This window comes from Streptomyces sp. Ac-502 (assembly GCF_045222935.1).
GTDB lineage: Bacteria > Actinomycetota > Actinomycetes > Streptomycetales > Streptomycetaceae > Streptomyces > Streptomyces monomycini.
The window spans coordinates 910,585-926,938 of sequence record NZ_JBHFFO010000001.1; the positions used below are offsets into that span (position 1 = coordinate 910,585).

12 protein-coding genes and 3 pseudogenes are annotated in these 16,354 nt (G+C 73.0%); 10 read left to right on the forward strand and 5 right to left on the reverse strand.

The genetic code is table 11. The features are described 5' to 3' along the window. Positions 1–170 precede the first annotated feature (170 nt). A pseudogene (locus tag ACEXOX_RS03965) lies at positions 171–1,039 on the forward strand (sirohydrochlorin chelatase). A gap of 73 nt (positions 1,040–1,112) precedes the next feature. On the opposite strand, the gene ACEXOX_RS03970 reads toward ACEXOX_RS03965, so the two are convergent. Then, positions 1,113–2,156 (reverse strand): lactonase family protein, encoded by a 1,044-nt coding sequence (locus ACEXOX_RS03970; protein WP_406519112.1) that lies wholly within the window; start codon positions 2,154–2,156, stop codon positions 1,113–1,115. Between the two features lie 208 nt (positions 2,157–2,364). Next, a complete protein-coding gene (locus ACEXOX_RS03975) occupies positions 2,365–3,876 on the reverse strand; it encodes an FUSC family protein (RefSeq protein WP_406519113.1) in 1,512 nt (503 codons plus the stop codon). A gap of 815 nt (positions 3,877–4,691) precedes the next feature. Between ACEXOX_RS03975 and ACEXOX_RS03980 the strand changes: the two are divergent. From ACEXOX_RS03980 to ACEXOX_RS04010, 7 genes and pseudogenes are all read left to right on the forward strand, one after another. Further along, positions 4,692–5,982 (forward strand): annotated as a pseudogene (locus ACEXOX_RS03980) (YeeE/YedE family protein). A gap of 217 nt (positions 5,983–6,199) precedes the next feature. Then, a complete protein-coding gene (locus ACEXOX_RS03985) occupies positions 6,200–6,679 on the forward strand; it encodes an Lrp/AsnC family transcriptional regulator (protein WP_030019122.1) in 480 nt (159 codons plus the stop codon). Between the two features lie 24 nt (positions 6,680–6,703). After that, a complete protein-coding gene (locus tag ACEXOX_RS03990; RefSeq protein WP_406519114.1) occupies positions 6,704–7,447 on the forward strand; it encodes an HAD family hydrolase in 744 nt (247 codons plus the stop codon). Positions 7,448–7,785: 338 nt separating this feature from the next. Next, entirely contained in the window at positions 7,786–7,950 is a 165-nt protein-coding gene (locus ACEXOX_RS03995; protein WP_406519115.1) for a hypothetical protein, read from the forward strand. 80 nt (positions 7,951–8,030) lie between these two features. After that, positions 8,031–8,396 carry a hypothetical protein gene (locus ACEXOX_RS04000; protein ID WP_406519116.1) on the forward strand — a complete coding sequence of 122 codons (366 nt, stop codon included), beginning with the start codon at positions 8,031–8,033 and terminating at the stop codon, positions 8,394–8,396. 308 nt (positions 8,397–8,704) lie between these two features. Then, positions 8,705–9,271, forward strand: a complete 567-nt coding sequence (locus tag ACEXOX_RS04005; RefSeq protein ID WP_406519117.1) for a SigE family RNA polymerase sigma factor — start codon at positions 8,705–8,707, stop codon at positions 9,269–9,271. Further along, a complete protein-coding gene (locus tag ACEXOX_RS04010; protein WP_406519118.1) occupies positions 9,271–9,990 on the forward strand; it encodes a hypothetical protein in 720 nt (239 codons plus the stop codon). Before ACEXOX_RS04005 ends, ACEXOX_RS04010 begins: the two co-directional genes overlap by 1 nt. A gap of 29 nt (positions 9,991–10,019) precedes the next feature. Here the strand turns inward: ACEXOX_RS04010 and ligD are convergent, their stop codons facing one another. After that, positions 10,020–11,024 carry a non-homologous end-joining DNA ligase gene (gene ligD / locus ACEXOX_RS04015; RefSeq protein WP_406519119.1) on the reverse strand — a complete coding sequence of 335 codons (1,005 nt, stop codon included), beginning with the start codon at positions 11,022–11,024 and terminating at the stop codon, positions 10,020–10,022. Between the two features lie 89 nt (positions 11,025–11,113). Here ligD and ACEXOX_RS04020 point away from each other — a divergent pair, with 89 nt between their 5' ends. Next, positions 11,114–12,175: an ATP-dependent DNA ligase gene (locus ACEXOX_RS04020; RefSeq protein ID WP_406519120.1), complete on the forward strand. Its 1,062-nt coding sequence runs from the start codon at positions 11,114–11,116 to the stop codon at positions 12,173–12,175. 402 nt (positions 12,176–12,577) lie between these two features. Continuing rightward, positions 12,578–14,922 (forward strand): annotated as a pseudogene (locus tag ACEXOX_RS04025) (FUSC family protein). Between the two features lie 10 nt (positions 14,923–14,932). Here ACEXOX_RS04025 and ACEXOX_RS04030 read toward each other — a convergent pair. Together ACEXOX_RS04030 and ACEXOX_RS04035 are read right to left on the reverse strand one after the other, a co-directional pair. Next, entirely contained in the window at positions 14,933–15,325 is a 393-nt protein-coding gene (locus ACEXOX_RS04030) for a caspase family protein (protein WP_406519121.1), read from the reverse strand. 171 nt (positions 15,326–15,496) lie between these two features. Next, complete coding sequence (locus tag ACEXOX_RS04035; protein WP_406519122.1) at positions 15,497–16,348, reverse strand: MBL fold metallo-hydrolase; 852 nt, start codon at positions 16,346–16,348, stop codon at positions 15,497–15,499. Positions 16,349–16,354 lie beyond the last annotated feature (6 nt).

The window sequence follows — 16,354 nt, forward strand, 5'->3', positions numbered from 1 at the left end:
CGGGACAATTCGGGACGGATACCTCCCGACCCAGCCCTCCCGCCGCGCGGGGGACCCCCGAGGCGTTAACATGCGACGCCATGAGTTCCCCCACTGGGCCCGCACCCGGCTCGCCCCGTTTTGACGAAGTTTCTCCGAGCTCGGGCGCCGCACCTGGCCTGCCTGTACGAATGCCGCGTCCCCGGCAGTCCGGTCGCCACCGCCGACCGGAACCCGTCGCCGCGCCCGAGGGCGCGCCCTCCTGGTTCTCGCCGTTCCCGGCACCCCCACCCCCGCCGCGCGCAGTCTGGCGGCGGAGGTGACCAGCATCGCCCGCTCCGAACTGCCCGGCCTCGACGCCCGGATCGGCTTCGTGGACGGCGGCGACGCCGAGTACCCGGCGCTGGAGGCCGTGCTCGCCCAGGCCGCCAATGAGCACAAGGCGCGGACCGGCGACGGCTCGCAGCCCGAGCGGCAGGGCCCGCCCGCGGTGGTCGTGCCGCTGCTCGCCGGGCCGGACAGCGCGCTGCTGCGGCGTATACGCCAGGCCGTCATGAACAGCGGTTCGGCCGCCGAGCTGACCGAGGTGCTCGGCCCGCACCCGCTGCTCGCCGAGGCCCTGCACGTCCGCCTCTCCGAAGCCGGTCTGGCCCGTGCCGACCGGGCGCGCCTGTTCACGGTCGCGACGGCCGCCGACGGCATCGTCCTCGCCACCGTGGGCGGCGAGGAGGCGGTACAGGCCGCCGGGATCACCGGCATGCTGCTCTCCGCCCGCCTGGCCGTGCCGGTGCTGGCCGCCGCGCTGGACGAGGAGGGCGCCATCTCCCGTACGGCGGACGAGCTGCGTTCCTCGGGCTCGCAGCAGCTGGCCCTGGCCCCGTACCTGATCGGCCCCGAGATCGCCGACGGCCTGGTGGGGGCGGCGGCAGCGGAGGCGGGCTGCTCGGCGGCGGAGCCCCTGGGCGCGTACGGGACGGTCGGCCGCCTGGTGCTGTCGAACTACGCGTCGGCGCTGGGCATCACGCTACAGGCGGCGGGACAGCACGCGCCGGTGCGGTGATCTTGTCAGCCGGTGACCATGTGGCCGCACGGCCTGTCCGTACGCCTTCCGTACGGACAGGCCGTGCGGCGGTTCAGGCGAAGACCACGCAGGAAGCGGCCGGGACCGCGATCGAGCCGCCGGCTTCCGGTGTCCCGGTCGCGGGGTCGAGGGAGAACCAGGTCACGTCACCGGAGCGCTCGTTGGCGGCGTAGAGGTGCCGCCCTCCCGGGTGCAGTGCCAGGTCGCGTGGCCAGTGCCCGCCGCACGGCACGGTGGTGACCAGGGTGAGGCCGTCTCCGGACGGATCGACGGCCAGGACCGAGATGCTGTCGTGGCCGCGGTTCGCCGCCCAGACGAAGCGGCCGTCGGGCGAGACGACCAGCGCGGACGGGTGGTTGTCGCCCGCGTCCGGGGGCAGGATCGCCGTCTCGGTCAGCGGCGTGAGGGTGCCGGTGGCGGCGTCCCAGCGGCACGGCGTGACCGTGGAGGCCAGCTCGTGGACGACGTACGCGTGGCCGCCGCGCGGGTGGAAGGCGAGGTGCCGGGGCCCGCTGCCCACCCGCAGCCGTACCTCGTGACGGACCACGGGCTCCCCGCTCGCCGGGTCGAGTTCGCAGACGCGTACGGAATCGGTGCCCAGGTCGACACTGAGCAGCCAGCGGCCGGAGGGGTCGGGTGACACGGCGTGCGCGTGCGGGCCTTCCTGGCGGTCGGGGTTCGGGCCGCGGCCCTCGTGCCGGAGCACGGCGGCGGGCTCCGCGAGGCTGCCGTCGGCCGCTACGCGCAGGGCGCTGACGCTGCCGGAGGTGTAGTTGGCGGTCAGCAGGTGCCCGCCCCAGAGGGCGAGGTGCGTGGGGGCGGCGCCCCGCACCGGCACGGGCGCGCCGAGCGGCACCGGGCCGTTCTCGCTGAGGGTGAAGGCGGCGGCAGCGCCCTCGGCCGTCTCGCTCACCGCGTAGAGGCGGCGGCCGTCTGGCGAGACGGCGAGGTAGCTCGGGTCGGACACCTCGTCGGTGGCGTGGAGCGGGGTCAGGGCGCCCGTCTCCGGGTCGACCGCCGCCGTACTGACACCGCGCCCGCCCGCGGACGTGAACGACCCGATGTACGCCCGCTGTCCGCTGCCTGTCGTACCCATCGGCGTCACGCCTGCCCTTCGTCCGCCCTGCGCGTCGTACGGAGTTGTACGGAGTCGTACGCGCTGACGCTAACAGGCCGGTGGGGGTCTGCCGTCGGGTACGGGCCGTCGGGCGACGGGTGACGGGCAGCGGACACGGTCCCGCTCGGTGACTCCGCGCCGCACCGGTCGGCACAGGGGCACATCGGCCGGTGCGGCAGCGGTCCCGTCAGGCGTCGGCCAGCGGCGGACGCGGGGAGCTGCGCAGCGGGGCCGCCAGTTCAGCTAGGGCGCGTTCCAGGCTGTGCAGGTGGGCGAGCGCCGGTTCCAGGGCAGGCGCGTGCGGTGCGGCGGCCGCGGTGGCAGCCGCGGCCTCACGAGGCTGTTGCGGAGTGGTGAGCGCCTCGACGGCGGCCTCCACACGCTGGCAGGCGGCGGTCAGCCGGGCGTCGTGCGACGCCACCGGGTCGGCGGCGATGGACGCCAGCCCGCGGACCTCACGGGCGCAGTCGTCCAGCAGCGCCAGCACCTGCCGGGCCCGTTCCCGGCGGGCGCGCATCGGGGCCAGCGGATGCACCAGCGGTGCGAGGGACATCCGTACCTTGCGGAGCAGCACCTCCAGCTCCGCGACGAGCGGGGCCGGGTCGGCGCTCTCCGTGCCCGCGATGCGGGCCGCGGCCTCGGCGGTGCAGTGGTGCACACAGCGCAGCGCGCGCTGGACCCAGGCGTCCGTCGTGGCGTGCGTGGTGACTGGCAGTACGACCAGGACGGCCAGCAGCGCGCTGAGTGCGCCGACGCCGGTCTCCGCCAGGCGCAGCGTGAGCAGGCCCGGGTCGAGGACGCCCAGCAGCCCGTACAGCAGGCCGACCATCAGGGTCACCGCGAGCATGTTCCAGGTGTAGGAGACCGGCGACGCGTAGAAGATCGAGAAGACGCAGACGGCGATGAGGACGGCCGTGGGCGCCAGGGCCCCGTGCAGGGGCACGGCGATCAGCAGGCCCGCGGGAATGCCGAGGAGGGTGCCCAGCATCCGGCGGAAGCCGCGCACCACGGTCTCGCCGCGCGAAGCGGTGTTGACGAAGATCCACCACATCGCGCCGACCGCCCAGTACCAGCGTTCGTGGGAGAGCAGCTGGCCCGCGGCCAAGGCGACGGCTCCGCCGACGGTCGCCTGGAGTGCCTGGCGGGTCGTCGCACGGGCGAGTCCCTTGCCGCCCGGGAGGACGGGGACGGCGGGCGGCGGCGTACGGCGTTCGTAGCACCACAGTCCGAAGCGGACGACGGAGCAGGCGAGGAGCGCGAGCGCGGTGGCGGCGTACAGCTCCGGCAGTTGCTCGGGCACCGTACGCAGGAACTGCGCCTCGAAGAAGGACATGAACGCGAAGATGCCGAGCGCGTTGCCGCGCGGGCCCCAGCGGCGGGCGTAGACGCCCACGCCGACCGTGACGAGGAAGGCGATGTCCCGTACCAGCGGATAGTCGTGCAGCAGCGCGGCGGCGGCCAGCACCGGGAAGCCGACCAGCGGCAGCAGGGCGGTGGAGACCATCTGCCCGCGCACCGTCGAGTCCGCGACGGTGAAGAAGGCGAGCAGCGCGGCGACCCCGCCCACCACGGCACCGACCAGCGAGTGGCCGACGGCGGCGCACACGGCCACCGCCAGTCCGACGCCCACGACGGCCCGCGCGGCGCTGCGCAGCCGCAGCCGCCCCGGGTCCGGCGCCACGAACACCCTCTTCAACACGGTTTCCCACCCCTTGGCGATCAGTTCTGTGCTGCTCGACCCTGTGTCGATCAGCTCGGTGTCACTTCAGCTCTGTTGTCGTGCAGCTCTGTTGTCGTCAGCTCCGTCGTCGTTCAGCCCGGCGCTTCGGCTCCGCTCTGCGGTTCCGCTGCCTCGGCTCGGTGACGCGGCCGCCGGCGCGCCGCTCCATGGGCGCGGCTCCGCGTCTTCGCATCAAAAAGGCGCCGCGGAGATCCGCAGCGCCATCGACTCGCCTATGACAACATCAACACTACTGTTGGCTCAACAGAGCCGGAAAAGGCTGTGCCATTGGCCCAGCATTGACAGCGGCGCCTGGGCCAGAAGGTGGCCATTGGCGCGAAGGATGGCCCGACGGCTCGAATCGTCCCCTTTCCGGGCCCGCACCCCGCCCGTGTCCCCTCCGCGTCCAGTTCACTCCCCAGTGCCGTGCCCCACCCCGTCTCGCCACATCTCATTCACCCGTCCACATGACGGAACGCCGCAACCGCGTGCATCGTCCACGCATTACCCTCGTCGTCATGTCCGCACCCGCACGCCTCCTCTGTCTCGCGCTCTTCGCGAACTCGGCCTGGTGCGTCGACGACGGGCTCTGTCCCCGCTGAAGCCTGCCGCCGGCGCCGCACCGAAGGCGCCGACGTCCGCGATCACGACTTCCCCGCCCCCGGCCTTTCCGGAGTGACGTGCGCCTCGGGCACCCGGGGCACCGCCCTGTGCCGTCCCGCCCCCCGCCGCGCCGTACGCCCCTCCCCTCCCCGCTCGGCCCGCCGCTCACCGCTCACCTCACGGAGCCCGCTGTGACCACAGCTCCCCCTGACCCGCTCGTCGGAACCCCCGCCCCGCCGCGCCCCTGCTCGCCCCCTCCCCCACCTCCCGGCCCCGGCCCGCCGCTCCTCCAGCGCCGCCCGTCCGCCGTCTGCCGCTCGTCGTCGGTCTGCTGATCGCCGTGGCGCTGGCGGGCTACGTCTTCGCCTCGTACGGGGCGAAGCCCGGCGTCCTGCTGCTGCTCGGGCTCGGACTGGGAGTGGCCCTGTTCCACTCGCGGTTCGGGTTCACCTCGGCGTGGCGGCAGCTGGTCGCCGTGGGCAACGGGACCGGGCTGCGCGCCCACGCGCTCCTGCTGGGGACGACGGCCACGCTGTTCGCCCTGGTCATCGGCACCAGCACCGGACTGTTCGGATCGGCTCCCGAGCCCTCCGGCGGGCCGCTCGGCGTCGGGCTGCTCCTCGGCTCGTTCGTGTTCGCCGTCGGTATGCAGCTGGGCGGTGCCTGCGCCTCCGGCACGCTGTTCGCGGTGGGGTCGGGACAGACCTCCATCGTGCTGACGCTGGGCGGTTTCATCGCGGGTTCGACCCTGGCCGCCTGGCAGTTCGACCTGTGGCGGGACCTGCCCGCGTTCGAGCCCGTCGTGTTCGCCGACCACATCGGCTGGTTCGGCTCGTGGGCCGTGACGATCCTGGCGCTGGCCGCCGTCGTGGCCGTCAGCCGGGCGGTCCAGGCGCGCCGCAACCCGCCGCCGACCGGCCCGGTGCCGTCGGCGAAGACCCGGGCCGCGCGTGTATTGCGCGGCTCGTGGCCGCTGGCCGCCGGCGCGGTGGTGCTGGCGGTACTGGGCGGCGGCGTGCTCCTCGTGTCCGGCGGGGCGTGGGGTGTGACCAGCGCGTTCAGCCTGTGGGGCGCGAAGCTGGTGAGTGCGCTGGGCGGGCATCCGGAGACCTGGTCGTACTGGCAGAAGCCCGCGAACGCGCACACGCTGTCCGGCCCCGTACTGGCCGACAAGACCAGCCTCACCGACATCGGCATCATGATCGGCGCGGCGGTCGCGGCCGCTCTGGGCGGCACCTGGGCCCTGCACCGGGGCACCCCTGGCGCACCGCGGTCGCGGCGGTCGCGGGCGGCGTCCTGATGGGCATCGGCGCCCGGCTGGCCGGCGGCTGCAACATCGGCGCCTACCTCGCCGGCATCGCCTCCGGCAGCCTGCACGGCTGGATCTGGGGTGCGACGGCACTGCTCGGCACCTGGGCAGGTCTGAAACTGCGGCCCGTCTTCCGACTGGCCAATCCGAAGCCCGGTGACGGTGTCTGCTGACAGATGACGGCGAATGACAGGCGACAGATGACGACGGCCGGAGCCGACGCCTGAGGGCCGCTGGCCGCTGGCCGCTGGCCGCTGGCCGCTGGCCGCTGGCCGGACGACCACTACGCGGTGACCTCTAGCCCTGACCACCGGCCGCCCTGCACGCCGACAACTGGGCCGTTGGTACAGTCATCGGACCCCGCACCGCTCCCGAGGAGGCCGTTGGCCCATGGCCGTGGACACGCTCGACGCGAAGATCCTGCGGCTGCTGCTGGAGCAGCCGCGCACCAGCGTGCGGGAGTACGCCCGTATCCTCGGCATCGCCCGGGGCACCGTCCAGGCGCGTCTGGACCGGCTGGAGCGGGACGGCGTGATCACCGCGTACGGGCCCCGCCTCTCGCCCGCCGCGCTCGGCCACCCCGTACTCGCCTTCGTGCACATCGAGGTCACCCAGGGGCACCTGGAAGACGTCGCCGACGAGCTGGCCGAGGTGCCGGAGATCATCGAGGCGTTCTCCACGACCGGCGGCGGCGACCTGATCACACGGGTCGTCGCTCGGGACGCGGCGCATCTGGAGGACGTGATCCAGCGGCTGATCAAGATGTCGGGCGTGGTCCGTACGCGGACCGAGGTGGCCCTGCGGGAACGGGTGCCGCACCGGATGCTGCCGCTGGTCGAAGCGGTGGGCGGGACCACCGGGCCGCGCTGACAGGCGCCTTGGCATGCTGACCCCATGAGCATTTCCGCCGGCGCTTCCCCCGCCACTTCTCCCGCCGCTTCCCCCGCGCCCGTCATCTTCGACCTGGACGGCACGCTCGTGGACAGCGAGCCGAACTACTACGAGGCGGGACGCAGGGTCCTCGCCCAGTACGGCGTCACCGACTTCACCTGGGAACACCACACCCGCTTCATCGGCATCGGCACCCGCGAGACCCTGGAGACGCTCCAGCGGGAGTACGGCATCGACGCGCCCGTCGACGAGCTGCTGGCCGGCAAGAACCGCGCCTACCTCGAACTGGCGCGGGCGCACACCGAGGTCTTCCCCGAGATGCGGACGTTCGTGGAGCGGCTGCACACGGCCGGGCACCCGATGGCGGTGGCCTCCGGCTCCTCACGGTCCGCGATCGAGACGGTTCTCGCGGCCACCGGCCTGGACGCGTGGCTGACGGTTCTCGTCTCCGCCGAAGAGGTCGCGCAGGGCAAGCCCGCGCCCGACGTCTTCCTGGAAGCGGCACGGCGGCTGGGTGCCGCGCCGGAGACCTGCGTGGTGCTGGAGGACGCGCCGCCCGGGGCCGAGGCGGCACGCCGGGCGGGGATGCGGTGCGTGGCGATCCCGTACGTACCGGAGACGGCGACGGACCCGGCGTTCGGCAGCGCGGGACTGTTCCTGCCGGGCGGACAGAAGGAATTCACGGCGGACGCCGCGCACCGGTGGATCACGAAGGACGAGAAGTACGAGGACCGACGGGCCCAGTAGCCCTTCGCCCGTGGGATCACGGAGCGTGCGCTCCGCCATGTGCAGCAGTGCTGCCGATCCGTGGACCGGTGCCCGGCCACGGCTGGTGAAAGCGCCCGGGAGCCCGGAAGGAAGCGCTTCTCGGAGACTGGAGGAACCGGCCCCGCCCCCGTACGGGAGCCCGCCGACACCGGTTGGTGCGCCCCGCCCCGTATTCACCGGTTCGTGCGACATTGCCGTCCGGCTCATGCCGAGTGCCGCCCGGCCGGGCACCCCTTTCCTGCCACCCGCGTCCGACACGCCCCCGGAGCACCGGGGACGTCGCCGATCCGCCCACCCCGAAAGCAGGTAGGAAAGACATGCGTCACACAGCGCCCGCGACGAAGTCCCTGATAGCCGTCTGCCTGGCCGTGACGGCGACCGCGCTGTCCGCGGCGGCCGCACCCGCCGCCACACCACCCGAGCCGTCCCACGCCTCCCCCGGGCCCAGAAGGAGTACGTCTCGCTGGACACCGGTGTCCTGATCCACGCCAAGCGGTCCACGGCGTACCTGAACCGGCTCGACACCGCCATGGGAAAGCGACGGCCGTGCATCGTGCCGCAGGTGAACAGTGAGTTCGGAGCAGGCGGCAACGCGGAACGGGCCTGGCTCAACACCTTCCTGAAGAACCGGTCGGGAAAGAAGAGCAGCACCTACGCGAGCACCGCCGTGATCGACAAACTGCGGGCCCGGGCCGCCGCGACGGGGCAGAACCTGGAGGCCAAGGACACCCAGGTGGTCGGCCAGACCAAGATGCTGCGCCTCTCCCTGATCACCGCGGACGTGCGGCTCGCCAACAATCTGGAGATCATCAACCGGACGTACCCGAAGGCCTACCCGGTGGAGCGGCTGCGGTTCGCGAACCGCCTCTCCCCCGCCTCCCGGCCCTCGCCCGCCTCCCCCGTGCGGGCGGCGACCGCGTGCAAGTGACGCCGGACGCTCCGCACACCGCGGCCCGGCCCCGGGCCTGACGGCGGAGCTCCCCACGTGACGCGCCCGTGGGGAGCTCCGCCCGTGCGACGGCGACGGTGGTCCGGCAGACGACGAAGACCTCTCCCCCAACGACGGTGACCTTCTTCGTACCGGCGGCAACCTTCCCCACCCCGGCGGCAACCTTTCCCGAACCGGCGGCAACTGAGGGGCTGACAGAGTGTCCCCGACCGAGAGAGCCCGCCCGTGGTCAGCCCTTTCCCCCGCATCGGCCACCGGCCGCAGCCGCCGCATCCCGGAGGACCGGCATGATCTCGTCCGCCGCCCCTCCGAGAAGCGTGCGCGACGCCCCCGGCACCGCTGAGGCGTCGGCGGAGTTCCACGCCTTCTTCGAACGCCACCACGCCGAACTGGCCCGCCTGGCCCACCTGCTCACCGGTGAGACGGACGCCGCCGACGACCTGGCGGCGGACGCGCTGCTCGCCCTGTGGCACCGCTGGGATCGCGTGCGCGGCGCGGAACACCCGGTGGCCTACGCCCGGGGTGTGGTGGCCAACATGGCCCGCGGCCGCATCCGCAGCACCGTGCGCGAGCGGCGCCGGATCGCCCTGTTCTGGTCCCAGCGCCCCGAGCGGTCGGACGGTCCCGACGTGGCCGCCGTCGTGGACGTCCGGCAGGCGCTGGAGCGGCTGCCGTTCCGTAAGCGCGCGTGCGTGGTGCTACGGCACGCGTTCGACCTGTCGGAACGCGACACCGCCCGGGCGCTGGGCATATCGGTCGGAACGGTCAAGAGCCAGACCTCCCGGGGCATGGCGGAACTCCAGCGGCACCTGGGCGCGGGGGTCGTGGACGACCTCGCGGGGAGGAGGAAGTGATGGGGGACGATGACGTGCGCGGGCAGCTGCGTGACGCGGCGCGGGCCCACCGCCCCGACCGCGCCCGGATGCTCGCGCGGGTGGAGCGCGGCATGGCGGGCTCCGCCGAGAGCGGTACGGCGTCGCGCCGCCGGCCGGCGCCGTCCCGGTCGTGGCCGCGGGCCGCCCTGGCGGCCGCCGCGACGGTGGGGGCGCTCGTCGCCGGTGGTTACACGGTGGCGACGGTCGTGCAGCCTCCCGGCCCGGGAAAGGTGACGACACGCCCGGCCGGCCCCGCCGGACCGGACGAGGACCGGCCCGCCTCCCCCGCTCCTCCGTACCGCACCGAGGACGGCCCGCTGTGGTCGGACGGCTCGGTGGACCCGTACAGCAACACCTACTGGGCGCAGAGCAACGTCACCCTCCGGACGAAGCGGCCGCTGACCACGCTCACCGTGGAGCTGCGGATCGCCCAGACCGGTGGTGTGGCGACCACCGGCCACTGGAGCACGCTGCCCCCGGCCGACTTCACGGTGTCCGTGGACGAGCACGACGGTGCGCTGGTCTACCGGTGGACGCTGAAGCCGGGCCGGACCGTGCCCGCCGGGCGGTACGTCTTCGCGGGCCAGTACAACCACGCGGCAGGCGGCCGCGACGCCAAGGACGACTCGTACGCGGCGACGGCCCGGGCGCCGGACGGAGCGTCCGGTGGCGACCTGCGCGTACGGGGGGCCTTCTGAGCAGTCCCCCGACGGGCCCGTGCCGCGCGTCACTTCTTCGCGCGGCTCGGCTGCACCCGCTTCGGTTCGCCCTTCGCCTTCGGGTGCTCCGGCGGGTACGGGAGGTCTCCGAGCCCGTGCTCGCGTTCGTCGCGGTCGGCGAGTTCGAGCGCGGCCTCCAGGCGGCAGGGGTGCCGGTCCATGGTGGCGTGCAGGTCGCCCAGTTCGGCGAAGCGGGCCGGCATGGTGCCGAGGTCGAAGTCCTCCGGTACGGCGTCGGCCAGTTCCTCCCAGCGCAGCGGGGCGGACACCGGCGCGTGCGGGAAGGGCCGTACGGAGTAGGCGCTGGCGATGGTGCGGTCCCGCGCGGTCTGGTTGTAGTCCACGAAGATCTTGGCGCCGCGCTCCTCCTTCCACCAGGAGGTGGTGATCCGCCCGGGGTCGCGCCGCTCCAGTTCCCGGGCCACCGCGATCGCCGAGCGCCGGACCTGGGTGAAGGTCCAGTCGGGCGCGATGGGCACGAAGACGTGCAGGCCGCGGCCGCCGGAGGTCTTGGGCCAGCCGGTGAGGCCGAGGCCGTCCAGGACGTCCCGGAGGGCGAGGGCGGCCCGTACCGCGTCCGCGTAGCCGGTGCCCGGCTGGGGGTCGAGGTCGATGCGCAGCTCGTCCGGGTGGTCGGTGTCGCTCCGGCGGACCGGCCAGGGGTGGAAGGTCAGGCAGCCGAGGTTGGCCGCCCACAGGACGGCGGCGGGCTCGGTGGGGCAGATCTCGTCGGCGTACCGGCCGCTGGGGAAGGAGATCCGGCCGGTGGGGATCCAGTCGGGGAGGTTCTTCGGCGCCCGCTTCTGAAAGAACGATTCTCCGCCCACGCCGTCGGGGTACCGCTCCAGCGTGGTGGGCCGGTCCCGGAGGGCGCGCAGCACGCCGTCGCCGACGCTTCGGTAGTAACGGACCACGTCGGCCTTGGTGAAGCCGCGCTGCGGGAAGTAGACCTTGTCCGGGTGCGACACCCGGACCGTCCGCCCGCCCACGTCCAGCTCCAGCGACTCTGCCATGCCCCCAAACTAGGCCGTACGGGCACCCGCCGCCCCTCGGCGGGCGCGTACCGCCGCCCGGACGGCAGGCCCCGCCGCACAATCGCCGCATGGATCTTCCCGTGATGCCCCCGGTGGAGCCGATGCTGGCCAAGGCCGCCCCGGACATCCCGCCCGGCATACAGTACGAGGCCAAGTGGGACGGCTTCCGTGCCATCGTCTTCCGCGACGGCGCCGAGACCGAGCTGGGCAGCCGTTCGGGCAAGCCGCTCACCCGCTACTTCCCCGAGCTGGTGGAGGCCCTGCGTACCGAGCTGCCGCCGCGCTGCGTACTGGACGGTGAGATCGTCATCGCCCGGGAAGGGCGGCTGGACTTCGACGCCCTGCTGGAGCGCATCCACCCCGCCGACTCCCGGGTACGCCACCTGGCGGAGGTGACTCCGGCGTCCTTCGTCGCGTTCGACCTGCTGGCGCTGGGCGACGAGTCGCTGATGTCCGTACCGCAGCGGGACCGCAGGGACGCCCTGGAGACGGCGCTGCGCGAGGCCGCCGACCCGGTGTTCACCGCGCCCGTCACCGAGGACCTCGACGTGGCCCGCGACTGGTTCGAGCAGTACGAGGGAGCCGGGCTGGACGGGATCGTCGCGAAGCCGCCCGGGATGCCGTACCGGCCGGGCCGGCGGGTGATGGTCAAGACGAAGCACGAGCGGACCGCCGACTGCGTCGTGGCGGGCCTGCGACCGCACAAGAGCGGCCCGGTCGTGGGGTCCCTGCTGCTGGGCCTGTACGACACGGAGGGCCGCCTCCAGCACGTCGGCGTGTGCGCCTCCTTCCCCATGCGCCGGCGACAGGAGCTGATGGAGGAGCTGGCGCCGCTGCGGATGGAGTCCGTCGCGGGTCACCCGTGGGAGGAGTGGACCAGCGAGGAAGCCCAGGCGGCAGGCCGGCTGCCCGGCGGCCCCAGCCGGTGGACGGGCAAGAAGGACCTGTCCTGGGTGCCGCTGCGCCCGGAGCGTGTGGTGGAGGTCGCCTACGACCACATGCAGGGTGACCGGTTCCGGCACACCGCCCAGTTCCGGCGCTGGCGCCCCGACCGCGAACCGGCGTCGTGCACGTACGCACAGCTGGAGGAGCCGGTCCGTTACGACCTCTCCGCGGTCCTCGGGGCATGACACCCGGCGCCGTACCCGTTCCGCTCGCCTGCCTGCCGTCGCTGCGCATTCACGAGGTGTACGCGTCACCGAACGACCGTGCGGCGCCAGCCGTGTTGAGCTTCACGCAATACCCCGCGAACTCCGCGGTCTTCTCCCCGCTGTAATCATTGACCGCCACATAAGCGCAGGCACGGGCCGCCGCATAAACAACGTCATGGTCACTGCCGCTGCGCGGATTCGCCCTGGACGTCGGCATAGATATAAGAGCGCCGGCAAATCTTTTGGCACCGGCGCTGCCGTACGCGCTGGTCCTGGCCCCACCGGACGCACATCGTCGGCAGCATTTCCAGGATCGTCACAACCCCGCCACAAACCCCGGCCCTCCCCCACAACCGCCACCGGACAATTCCCGGTCATGGGATGCTGAAGCGTTGGCAGTTCACGGTGAAGACGGGAGAGTACGGCAGCGTGGGGGCAGTGATACGACGGAGTCTGACCGGCGTGTGGGACCGATTCGCGGCGTCCGATCCCGGACTGCTGCGGCTGATGGCGGGACTGCGGACGGTGGCGGCCATCGCGCTCACCCTCGTCGTCCTCGCGGTCGTCGGCACCGACGTCACGCACCTCGTCGCGGGCGCCATGACGGCGATGGTCGCCACCTTCGCCATCAAGGAGAAGCAGGTACGCGGCCAGGCGGTCACCCTCGCGCTCGGCCTGCCCACGGCGCTCGCCGCGGTCTCCTCGGCGCGCTGCTGCACAGCCAGGTGATCGCGGGCGACATCTTCTTCGTCGCCCTCATCTTCGGCGCCGTCTACTGCCGCCGCTTCGGCGACCGCGGGACCGCCCTGGGCCTGATCGGCTTCCAGACCTACTTCGTCTCCCTGTTCGTCGGCACCACCCTGTCCGCCCTGCCCGTCCTGGCACTCACCCTGGCCGTCGCCTTCGCGTGCAGCGCCGTCGTGCGCTTCACCGTCGTACCGGAGACACCGCAGCGCATCCTGCGGTGGCTGCGCGGCGCCTTCCGGGCCCGGGTCGCCCAGCTCGTCGCCACCCACATCGAGCTGCTGGACGCCCGTCCCGACCAGCTCGACAAGGTCCTCGACGACCTGCGGCGGCACACCGCGCGGCTGCACGAGTCGGCGCTGATGATCCAGGGCCGCCTGGAGGACGGCACGCGGGACGCGGCCGGTGCCGCGCTGCTGCAACGCCGCATCGCGGACGCCGAGATCGCCACCGAACGGCTGGGCGTCCTGCTGCTCAACGCGCGCACCGCCGAGCGCGCCGACACCCTCACCCTCCACCTGCCGCAGGCACCATTGCCCACGGCGAAGAACGAGATGCCGGCCGAGGACGCCGCGACCGTCACGCTGCGCCGCGACCTCAACGCCCTGCACCTGCTGGTGTCCCGGGGAGCGTCCGACCAGCCGGGCACGGCCGTGGCCCACGTACGCAACCGGCTGCTCGGCTACCGCGACGAGGACAACCTGCCGCGCGCCTCGATCGCCGTCCAGGACGTCTTCCGCGGTATAGGTGAGGCCGCCCGCTCCGTACTCGGCCTGCGGCTCGCGCTGGACGGGCCGCAGGACGAGTCCGACGACACGCCGGCGACGACCCGCTCCCGTGAGGAGTTCGACGCCGAGGACGTCGCGCTGGCCGGCGGCGCGGAGGAGCCCGGGGAGGACGACAGCAAGGGGCTCCAGCGGCCCACCACCCGGGCCGCTTTCCAGATCGCGGTGGGCTCCACGCTCGCCATCGTCGGCGGCGAGTTCCTGTCCGCCCAGCGCTGGTACTGGGCGGTGCTGACCTGCTGGGTCGTCTTCCTCAACACCGCCTCGACGGGCGAGATCATCATCAAGGGCTACCGGCGGCTGCTCGGTACGGTCCTCGGTGTGGTCGCCGGGGTCGGGCTCGCGGGCCTGGTCGGCAACCACACCTGGACGGCGTTCGCGCTCATCCTCCTCTTCGTCTTCGCCATGTTCTTCACGGCGCCCCTCTCCTACGCCCTGATGTCCTTCTTCGTCACGGCGATGCTCGGCCTGCTCTACACCCTCCTGAACACCTACAGCCTCGACGTCCTCGTCCTGCGCGTCGAGGAGACCGCCCTCGGCGCCGCCTGCGGCATCATCGCCGCCGCCATAGTCCTGCCGGTCCACACCGACCGGCGCACCGACGACCTCCTCGGCACCGTCCTGACCAAGCTCGACGAGGTGGTCTCCGCCTCCGTCGACCAGCTCAGCGGCGGTCCCGCCACCGACCTGCTGGGCCTCTCCCGCGACCTGGACACCGCCCTGGACGAGCTGCGCGCCTCCACCCGCCCGCTGACCCACCCGATCAGCCCGCTGCGCGGACGCCGCCAGACCGTCCGCTACCTCGTCGCCCTGCTGGAGACCAGCGCCTACCACGCCCGTTCCCTGGCGGCCACCGCCGAACTGCTCCCGTACAGCAAGACCATCGCCGCCGACCCCCGCCTGGAGCGCGTCGGCCGGCGCATCGCCCACAACATCGAGACCATCACCGCCCACGTACGCGGCGACAAGACCGACGCCAAGGTCAGCTCCGGCGCCACCATCATCTCCCTCCTCGAATCCGACGGCTCCGGAGCCCCGAACCCCGGCACGGTGACCTACCGCGTCCTGCGCCACCTCCAGCGCCTCGACGAGGGCGTCTCCGGCCTCGCCCGCCCGCTGGGCGTACCGGTGGCGGGACGACCGGAGCCGAAGGGCAAGAACGCCGACCGCCGCGGGGCCGGGTCCGCGCGGGCCTGAAGCCACCGGATCAGCGATGTCCGGAGGCCTCCGACAGGCCGTCGGCCCCGCCTCCCAGGCCGGAGCCGACGGCCTCACCCGTCTCCCGCGCCGTCAGGTCCCGGGAGTCCCAGCACAGCAGGTAGTGGCGCCCCCGGTCCTCGACCACTCCGTGGCCGGCGAAGTACAGGACGACGACGTCGTCGGCCGTCAGCTCGCAGTCCCTGGACCAGTGGCTCAGTTTCCGGCGGATCTGTTCGGCACCGTCGTACTCCCCCAGCCCGGCGAGGACGCGCCGGTATCCGAACTCTTCCAGCAGTTCCGTCATCGCCACGATGTCCGTGGCCACGACCGGCAGTTGGTCCTCTTCGGGCAAGTTGCAGTAACGCCCGCTCCCCAGCGCGATGAACAATCGCCGCCCCACGCCTGCCCCACCGCCGTCCCCTGCGCGCTGCACCCGCATCCGGCCGGCCCGCCACGACACACGTGCCGTACGGGGCCGGATGTGCACACTAGCGTCGGCGATTTCCCCGGTACACCGATACGGAACGGCCAAGATGCCGCACCAGCAGGCGTCCCGGACGACGGCCCGGACCTACACCGCCCGAAACCGCCCCCGCTCCACTTCCACCACCAGCCCTTCCCCCGACAACCGGTCCAGATGCTGCACCGCCGTCCGCCGCTCCACCGGCCGCACGTGCGGCCCTGTCACATGCGGCCGGTAGACCAGCCGGTGCTCGGCGATCTCTTCGACGGTGCGCGGCTCGCGGAGGAACGCGAGGAGCGCCGCCTCCCGCCGCTTCGCCACGCCGGCGAACGCGTCCAGCCGGTGCCGGAATTCCGCGGCGCCCTCGATCACGCCTTTCTGGTGGGACGTGCCGTACCAGCGCGCGTCGATCTCCCGGCACCGGCGCATCGACGCTTCGAACTCCATGAGGCTGCTGCCCAGGTCACCGTAGTACGGGCCGAACGACGTCAGGTCGATGTCCGCGACGAAGAGGAATCCGTCCGGCTCGACCAGGAAGCCGCAGTGGCCTGCCGTGTGGCCGGGGAGGTGTACGGCGGTCACCGTGCGGCCGCCGAGGTCGAACACGGTGCCGTCGTCGAACCCCGCCGCGTCCGGGCGTCCGCGCACGTGGAACCGGTCCCGCAGCTCCTGGTCGGCGGCGTCGGCCGCGTCGGGCGGCAGTCCCAGCCCGGCGACCAGCGCCTCTCGGGAGCGCAGCGCGTCGAGGTCGCCTTCGTGGACGTGTACCGGTACGTCGTAACTGCCCAGGCCGGCGATGTGGTCCTCGTGCGCGTGGCTGACCAGTACCAGGTCCGCGGGCGGCGCGTCCGCGACGAGGGACAGTGACGGGTCGACGACCAGTGTTGCCGTCGCACCCCGTACGAGCAGCGAGTTGGCGTACGGGTAGGCGCCCCGGCCGGGGCCCACCAGCACGCTCACCCCGCC